Annotated in this window: 6 protein-coding genes; 5 read left to right on the forward strand and 1 reads right to left on the reverse strand. The window is 51.4% G+C overall.

What is annotated here, in order from left to right; translation table 11 throughout:
- Positions 1–1,094 (reverse strand): NADP-dependent isocitrate dehydrogenase (icd, locus tag ACTF5Z_RS11315; RefSeq protein ID WP_438985727.1); only part of this gene is annotated, 1,094 nt, incomplete at its 3' end.
- Between the two features lie 81 nt (positions 1,095–1,175).
- On the opposite strand from icd, the gene ACTF5Z_RS11320 reads away from it, so the two are divergent.
- The 5 genes from ACTF5Z_RS11320 to purB all read left to right on the forward strand — a co-directional run.
- Positions 1,176–1,805: a pseudouridine synthase gene (locus tag ACTF5Z_RS11320; RefSeq protein WP_438985728.1), complete on the forward strand. Its 630-nt coding sequence runs from the start codon at positions 1,176–1,178 to the stop codon at positions 1,803–1,805.
- The gene (locus ACTF5Z_RS11325) at positions 1,802–2,254 is read left to right on the forward strand and encodes an NUDIX domain-containing protein (protein ID WP_438985729.1); all 453 of its coding nucleotides are present in this window, start codon (positions 1,802–1,804) and stop codon (positions 2,252–2,254) included. Before ACTF5Z_RS11320 ends, ACTF5Z_RS11325 begins: the two co-directional genes overlap by 4 nt.
- On the forward strand, positions 2,244–3,329 hold the full coding sequence (gene mnmA / locus ACTF5Z_RS11330) for a tRNA 2-thiouridine(34) synthase MnmA (protein ID WP_438985730.1): 1,086 nt from the start codon (positions 2,244–2,246) through the stop codon (positions 3,327–3,329). Before ACTF5Z_RS11325 ends, mnmA begins: the two co-directional genes overlap by 11 nt.
- Positions 3,326–3,952, forward strand: coding sequence for a high frequency lysogenization protein HflD (gene hflD, locus ACTF5Z_RS11335; protein ID WP_423848503.1), 627 nt, complete (start codon positions 3,326–3,328; stop codon positions 3,950–3,952). The genes mnmA and hflD overlap by 4 nt, the downstream gene beginning before the upstream one ends.
- Before the next feature lie 14 nt (positions 3,953–3,966).
- Positions 3,967–5,152 (forward strand): adenylosuccinate lyase (purB, locus tag ACTF5Z_RS11340; RefSeq protein WP_438985731.1); only part of this gene is annotated, 1,186 nt, incomplete at its 3' end.

Here is a 5,152-nt window from a genome sequence, read left to right on the forward strand (position 1 = left end):
AGCATCATCTCAGCCGACAAGATCAGTGAACCGGGGTTTACTTTGTCTTGGCCTGCGTACTTAGGCGCAGTGCCGTGCGTGGCTTCGAACAGAGCGACGGTGTCACTCAGGTTTGCACCCGGGGCGATACCAATACCACCAACCTGCGCTGCTAAAGCGTCTGATAAATAATCGCCGTTCAAGTTTAGGGTCGCTACAACGCTGTACTCGGCTGGACGAGTCAGGATCTGTTGCAGCATCGCGTCGGCAATGACGTCTTTGATAACGATTTCTTTACCGTTATTGGGGTTCTTAATCGAAACCCATGGGCCGCCGTCAAGAAGCTCGCCGCCAAATTCATTCTGGGCCAGAGCATAACCCCAGTCACGGAAAGCACCTTCGGTGAATTTCATGATGTTGCCTTTATGCACAAGGGTAACCGAAGGTAGGTCTTGGTCGATTGCGTATTGGATGGCTTTGCGAACCAAACGCTCAGTGCCCTCTTTGGATACTGGCTTAATTCCGATACCGACGTTTTGTGGGAAGCGAATTTTGGTCACGCCCATTTCGTTCAGAAGAAAATCGACCACTTTTTCCGCTTCTGGCGTGCCCGCCTGGTATTCCACCCCGGCGTAAATATCTTCTGAGTTCTCGCGGAAAATTACCATATTGCAAGCACCTGGGTCTTTTACGGGCGAAGGCACACCTTCAAACCAACGGACAGGGCGCAAACAAGTGTACAGGTCCAACTCTTGGCGCAGCGCCACGTTCAATGAACGGAAGCCACCACCCACCGGTGTTGTCAAAGGACCTTTGATGGCAACAGAGTAAGCTTTGATCGCGTCTAGTGTTTCTTCGGGGAACCAGTCGCCGTCGTAAAGTTCGGCTGCTTTTTCACCGGTATAAATTTCCATCCAAGAAATTTTCTTTTGGCCGCCGTAGGCCTTTTCGACAGCTGCATCGACAACATCGATCATAACTGGGCTGATATCCACTCCAATACCATCGCCTTCGATGTAAGGAATGATTGGATTGTTGGGGACGTTCAGGCTGTTATCTTCATTGACAGTAATGGCTTGGCCTTCAGTAGGCACCTGAATGTGTTTGTATCCCATAGCTAACTCCGTAAAAAAATTTAAAACAATTGTTCGCGAACGCAAACCGCTTAGGCGCGGGAATGATATCATAGACAGACTATGGATGACCTCATTTTGCTTAACAAACCCATGAATATGCTCTCTCAATTTAGCTCAGAGGGAGAAAAAGAGGGTATTTCCAAACTTATCAGTGCCCAGGGGTATCGTATTGCCGGTCGACTCGACTCCGATTCGGAGGGTCTCCTGGTCTTGACCTCTTATGGTCGGCTGCAAGCGTATCTGACTGCCCCTAAACACAACACCTGGAAATATTATTATGTTCAGGTGGAAGGCCGGATCGATGAGCAGGCGGTTCGCCGCTTGCAAGCCGGGGTGCAGCTCAACGATGGTCCGACTTTGCCCGCCCGAGTTAAGGTTATTGAGCCGCCTTCATTATGGCAGCGAACACCGCCAGTGAGATACAGAGCTCACATACCTACGTCATGGCTAGAAATCGGACTGCAGGAAGGTCGCAATCGTCAAATAAGACGCATGACAGCGCACGTGGGCTACCCTACCCTGCGCTTGGTCCGGTTCCGATCGGGGCCGTTTAGATTGGCGGATTTGGGCCCCGGTGAATACGTACGCGTTCCCATCCCTGAAGACCTAAAACCCTATGCGCAGTCGTCTCAAAGACCGCGTCCTCGGGCGCGCGATTTGCGCAATCCTTATTCGAGGCAAAAAAAGTGAGAGATTTCCGAGTCACTGTCGCGACGGTGGTCGTAAACCGAGGCCGATTTTTAATGGTAGAAGAGCGCGACAAGCAGTCTTTGCAGATGGTCATTAATCAGCCTGCAGGTCACCTGGAAATAGGCGAGACGATCATTGAAGGTGCGATCAGAGAGACCCTCGAAGAAACTGGCTTTGTAGTCGCCCCCAATGGCGTGGTCAGTATAGGTCTGTACCGCCCCGAAAATCGGCCCGATACCTATTGCCGGATCACTCTGAGTGCCGTGCTCCGCAAGCATGATTCGAGCGCCGAGTTAGACCCAGACATTCATCAGGTGCTGTGGATGAGTCGCGAGCAAATCGAGGCCAACTCTGCTAAACTCCGCAGCCCGATGGTACTCGACAGTATCGAACGTTATCAGCGCGGGCAAATCTACCCGCTGAGCATGTTGGCACACTATGAATCCTAAGCAGAAAGTCATTGTTGGATTGTCCGGAGGAGTGGATTCTTCGGTTGCCGCTTTGTGCTTGATTGAACAGGGCTTCGACGTTGAAGCCTTGTTCATGAAAAACTGGGACGAGGACGACGATACCGAATACTGCACAGCGATGCAGGATTTTGCCGATGCCTCTGCCGTTGCTGCGGCGCTTGGTATTGTGTTGCATGGCGCCAATTTTGCGCGCGAATACTGGGACCGGGTTTTCGAGTACTTTCTGGAAGAGTACCGAGCCGGACGTACACCAAACCCAGACATATTGTGCAACAAAGAAATCAAATTCAAAGCGTTCTTGGACTATGCCCTAAACCTTGGCGCCGACTTCATAGCAACAGGCCATTACGCGAGGACGGGGTTGGACAATGCGGGCTTGACGACTCTTCAAAAAGGCGCCGATCCAAACAAAGACCAAAGTTATTTTCTGCATCAAGTGCCTCATCAAGCGCTTGCTAAAACACTCTTTCCCCTGGGTGATATGCATAAAACCGAGGTTCGGGAGCGCGCTAAAGCAGCCGGCTTGCCGACTTTTGATAAAAAAGACTCCACTGGGATTTGCTTTATTGGCGAACGACGATTTACCGATTTCTTATCAACCTATTTACCGGCGCAGCCTGGCAAAATTGTGGCGGTCTCGGGCGAAGAACTTGGAAGTCATCAGGGTTTGATGTATCACACGATTGGACAGCGTCAGGGCTTGGGTATCGGCGGCACAAAGGACTTTGGGGAGGCTCCGTGGTACGTGGTGGATAAAGACCTCGACAACAACAGACTTGTCGTCGCGCAGGGTAATCAGCATCCGAGTTTGTTCAAGCAACGTTTGACCGTAGTCGATCCGTTCTGGATTGGGACGCCCCCTCCCAGAGGTTTTCGCTGCTCAGCGAAGATTCGCTATCGCCAGTCCGACCAGCCATGTTCGGTCTCCTACCACGAAGAAAGCCTTCTTGTGGAATTTGATCAGGCCCAGCGCGCTATTACGCCCGGGCAGTCTGCCGTTTTTTACGATGGTGATCGCTGTCTCGGCGGTGGCGTCATAGCAGGTGCGACATGAGTCGATTCGAAGATCAAGTCATTGCTTTGGCTGGGGTAGCGCAGAGTGCGCGCTTAGTGGATCGTATCGCTGTAAACGGGCAAAGCCCTGAGCTGTTCATGAATGCCTCAATCCAGTCCTTGTTCGAGTTCGACGCGAGCAACACGGCTGAAATTTTCCAAGGGCTCGGCGGGGTTAGGCTTGGCTTACAAACTCTCGAAGCGGCCATGGGCAAATCCTCTGCGCCGGAGTTGAGTAACACGCTGCGTTACGTGTTCGGTATTCTTCATCTCGAGCGAAAATTCAACGCAGACGCAAAAATGCAAGCAACTGTTCGCGCCAGGTTAGAGCACACTGCGTTCAAGGCCGAGCATTTTAGCGACAACCCCAAATCACTGGTTCATAACTTGGCGGGGATTTACCAAGATACCTTGAGCCAGCTCAGTTTTCGCATCAAGGTAACGGGCAACAGCGAATTCTTGGGTCAAGAGCATTACGCCGATCAGATACGTGCCCTCCTGCTCGCGGGTATTCGTGCCGCTTTTCTATGGCGGCAGTTAGGTGGCACAAGATGGCGTTTGCTGTTGCAGCGAAGTAAAGTCGCCGCGACCGCAAAAACTCTCAGTCATTTACAAACTCATTAGGTTTAGGAATTTTTATGCTTAATCTTGACGCTTTAACTGCGGTCACCCCTATCGATGGACGCTATCGTTCTAAAGCAGCCGCTTACGGCGACGTGTTTAGTGAGTATGGCCTGATTAAACGACGTGTTTTGGTCGAAGTACGCTGGCTCGAGTTTATGTCGAAGCATCCAGACATACCCGAAGTGCCTGCGTTCTCAGACTCGGATTACCACTATCTCAATGCCATCGCAGACAATTTCTCGATCACCGACGCCGAGCAAATCAAACATACCGAGGCGACGACGAATCACGATGTAAAAGCCGTTGAGTATTTCATCAAAGATAAGCTTGTCGAGCGCCCCGCTCTTCACGCTGCGACTGAGTTCGTTCATTTCGCGTGCACCAGCGAAGACATTAACAACTTGTCGCATGCTCTGATGTTGAAAGATGGTTTGTCCCAGGTGCTTCTGCCACAGCAGCACGCGGTTGTCCAAGCACTGAGAACTTTATGTGCTGACAATGCCGAAGTGCCGATGCTGTCGCGAACTCATGGTCAGACGGCATCACCAACAACGCTCGGCAAGGAGTTTGCCAATGTTGTAGCGCGTCTCGAGCGACAGCTTATCCAGATTGAGTCGGTGCCAATGCTGGGTAAGTTTAACGGCGCCGTGGGTAACTACAACGCCCACATCAGTGCCTATCCTGAGCTTGATTGGGAGCAGATCTCACAGCAGTTTGTCGAGAGTCTAGGGCTTACATGGAACCCCTACACGACACAAATAGAGCCCCACGACTACATGGCCGAGCTGTTTGATGCGCTCGCTCGCTACAACACCATCGTGCTGGACTTAGATCGTGATATTTGGGCTTACATATCCAATGGCTACTTTAAGCAAAAAACCATTGCAGGCGAAATAGGGTCTTCAACCATGCCGCACAAGGTAAATCCCATAGATTTTGAAAACTCTGAGGGCAATCTTGGTTTAGCTAATGCTATTTTTGCCCACATGGCTCAAAAGCTTCCTATCAGCCGGTGGCAACGAGACCTTACGGATTCGACGGTGCTTCGCAATATGGGTGTGGGCTTCGCCTATACCTCGATTGCGCTGGCATCGACGCTTAAAGGTTTGGGCAAGCTTGAGGTCAATCACGCTGCAATCGCATCAGATTTAGGCCAAGCGTGGGAAGTATTAGCCGAACCCGTGCAGACCGTCATGCGCC

Source organism: Aequoribacter sp. (assembly GCF_965659035.1).
Taxonomy (GTDB): domain Bacteria; phylum Pseudomonadota; class Gammaproteobacteria; order Pseudomonadales; family Halieaceae; genus Aequoribacter.

What these genes read in the sequence shown, in the direction of transcription:
- ACTF5Z_RS11320 (WP_438985728.1), top strand. Translation starts at nt 1,176, where the DNA reads ATGGATGACCTCATTTTGCTTAACAAACCCATGAATATGCTCTCTCAA.
- hflD (WP_423848503.1), top strand. Translation starts at nt 3,326, where the DNA reads ATGAGTCGATTCGAAGATCAAGTCATTGCTTTGGCTGGGGTAGCGCAG.
- mnmA (WP_438985730.1), top strand. Translation starts at nt 2,244, where the DNA reads ATGAATCCTAAGCAGAAAGTCATTGTTGGATTGTCCGGAGGAGTGGAT.